This is a genomic window from Rahnella woolbedingensis, from assembly GCF_003602095.1.
GTDB lineage: Bacteria > Pseudomonadota > Gammaproteobacteria > Enterobacterales > Enterobacteriaceae > Rahnella > Rahnella woolbedingensis.
The window spans coordinates 1-1,836 of the sequence record NZ_RAHH01000077.1 but is presented as its reverse complement, the minus strand read 5'-3'; the positions used below and the strand labels follow the sequence as shown (position 1 = coordinate 1,836).

Annotated in this window: 2 protein-coding genes; both read left to right on the top strand. The window is 58.1% G+C overall.

Going from position 1 to position 1,836, the window contains the following annotated elements; genetic code table 11:
• Positions 1 to 46 precede the first annotated feature (46 nt).
• Positions 47 to 1,216 carry a phage tail sheath protein gene (locus tag D6C13_RS25235; RefSeq protein WP_120135338.1) on the top strand — a complete coding sequence of 390 codons (1,170 nt, stop codon included), beginning with the start codon at positions 47 to 49 and terminating at the stop codon, positions 1,214 to 1,216.
• Positions 1,217 to 1,229: 13 nt separating this feature from the next.
• On the top strand, positions 1,230 to 1,739 hold the full coding sequence (locus D6C13_RS25230; RefSeq protein WP_120135337.1) for a phage major tail tube protein: 510 nt from the start codon (positions 1,230 to 1,232) through the stop codon (positions 1,737 to 1,739).
• Positions 1,740 to 1,836 lie beyond the last annotated feature (97 nt).

Sequence of the window (1,836 nt, the reverse complement as noted above, 5' to 3'; positions counted from 1 at the left end):
CCCAACACGCGATGATTGACGTCACCCCAATCACAGGAAAAACACCATGGCTGATTATCATCACGGTGTGCGCGTTGTTGAAATCAATGACGGCACCCGCGTTATTTCCACCGTTTCCACCGCCATCATCGGGATGGTCTGCACCGGCGAGGATGCCGACGCGGCAACGTTCCCGCTGGATACGCCGGTGCTCATTACCAACGTACTGACCGCCGCAGGCAAGGCCGGTAAAACCGGCACGCTGCGTTCATCCCTGATGGCCATTGCTAACCAGGCAAAACCGGTTGTCGTCGTTGTTCGCGTCGCAGAAGGTGAAACCGACGCGGAAACCACCTCCAACATCATCGGAGGGTCGGACGAAACCGGCATGTATACCGGCATGAAAGCCCTGCTGTCTGCGCAAACTGAACTCGGCGTAAAGCCGCGCATTCTCGGCGTGCCTGGCCTGGATAATCTGGACGTCGCCACGGCGCTCGCCGCCGTCTGTCAGCAGCTGCGCGCCTTTGGCTACGTCAGCGCGTACGGCTGTAAAACCGTGTCCGATGCCATCAAGTACCGCGACAATTTCAGCCAGCGTGAGCTGATGGTTGTCTGGCCTGATTTCGTGTCCTGGAACACCACCGCCAACGCCAGCGACATCGCGCCCGCCACCGCTTACGCGCTCGGCCTGCGTGCCAAAATCGACGCAGATACCGGCTGGCATAAAACCCTTTCGAACGTCGGTATCAACGGCGTCACCGGCCTGTCTGCCAGCGTGTACTGGGATTTGCAGACCACCGGCACCGATGCCGACCTGCTGAATCAGGCGTGCGTGACCACGCTTATCCGCAAAGACGGCTTTAAGTTCTGGGGGCAGCGCACCTGCTCTGACGATCCGCTGTTCCTGTTTGAGAACTACACCCGCACCGCGCAGGTGCTGGCGGACACCATCGCCGAGGGGCATATGTGGGCATCAGACAAGCCCGTCACCCCGACGCTTATCAAAGACATGATTGCGGGCATCAACGCCAAGCTGCGCGAAATGAAAACCGCCGGTCTGATTATTGATGGTAACTGCTGGTATGACCCCGAAGCCAACACCGTCGAAACGCTGAAGGCGGGAAAGCTGTTCATTGATTACGACTATACGCCGGTGCCGCCGCTGGAGGATTTGACCCTGCGTCAGCGTATCACCGATCAATACCTGGCGACGTTCGCCACGTCCGTTAACAGCTAAGAGGCGCTAAAACATGGCACTGCCTAAGAAACTGAAATACCTGAACCTGTTTAACGACGGGAACAGCTACCTCGGCATGGTCAGCGCGCTGACGCTGCCGAAACTCACCCGCAAGCTGGAGAACTATCGCGGCGGCGGCATGACCGGTTCCGCCTCCATTGATTTCGGCCTGGACGATGACGCGCTGACCTTTGAGTGGACGGTGGGCGGGCTGGATGAACTGGTGCTGAAACAGTGGGGCGCGGTCGATGCCGTGCCGCTGCGCTTTGCCGGTTCCTTCCAGCGTGACGACACCGGCGACACCTCCGCCGTGGAAGTCACCCTGCGCGGACGCCATAAAGAAATGGATTTTGGCGAGTACAAACAGGGTGAAGACACCGAAACCAAAATCACCACCCAGTGCACCTATTTCAAACTCACGATTGACGGCAAAGACGTGATTGAAGTCGATACCGTGAACATGGTGGAAATCGTCGGCGGCGTTGACCGCGTGGCACAGCACCGCAAAAACATCGGCCTGTAATCCCTAACCCGCGCCGGACGCCGGCGCGAAACCTCACCTTTTGAATAAGAGACACCGCTATGTCAGAACACAATGAAAACATCGTTATCCTGGAAGA

Coding starts and splice junctions, on each gene's coding strand:
- D6C13_RS25230 (WP_120135337.1), top strand. CDS start 1,230: ATGGCACTGCCTAAGAAACTGAAATACCTGAACCTGTTTAACGACGGG.
- D6C13_RS25235 (WP_120135338.1), top strand. CDS start 47: ATGGCTGATTATCATCACGGTGTGCGCGTTGTTGAAATCAATGACGGC.